Raw genomic sequence first — 375 nt, forward strand, 5'->3', positions numbered from 1 at the left:
GCTGTTTGTTGTTTGTGAATTGCATAGTGGACGCGAGCATCTTGTGGCCAAGTTTTTTAGGGCACACGGTGGATGCCTTGGCATCAGGAGCCGATGAAGGACGTGGGAGGCTGCGTTAAGCCTCGGGGAGTCGCCAACCAGACGTTGATCCGGGGATGTCCGAATGGGGAAACCTAGCACCAGTCATGTGGTGTTGCCTCCGCCTGAATGTATAGGGCGGTTGGTGGTAACGCGGGGAAGTGAAACATCTCAGTACCCGTAGGAAGAGAAAACAAGAGTGATTCCGTGAGTAGTGGTGAGCGAAAGCGGATGAGGCCAAACCGTATGCGTGTGATAGCCGGCGGGCGTTGCGTATGCGGGGTTGTGGGACCCTCT

1 other annotated feature (running past one end of the window) is annotated in these 375 nt (G+C 55.7%).

From position 1 onward, the window contains the following. The first annotated feature begins 45 nt into the window (after positions 1–45). Positions 46–375: a sequence feature (mutual gap in cmsearch alignment for this rRNA model is longer than 100), on the plus strand; it runs 3105 nt beyond the window's last position.

This window comes from Herbidospora sakaeratensis, assembly GCF_001570525.1.
Classification (GTDB): Bacteria; Actinomycetota; Actinomycetes; order Streptosporangiales; family Streptosporangiaceae; genus Herbidospora; species Herbidospora sakaeratensis.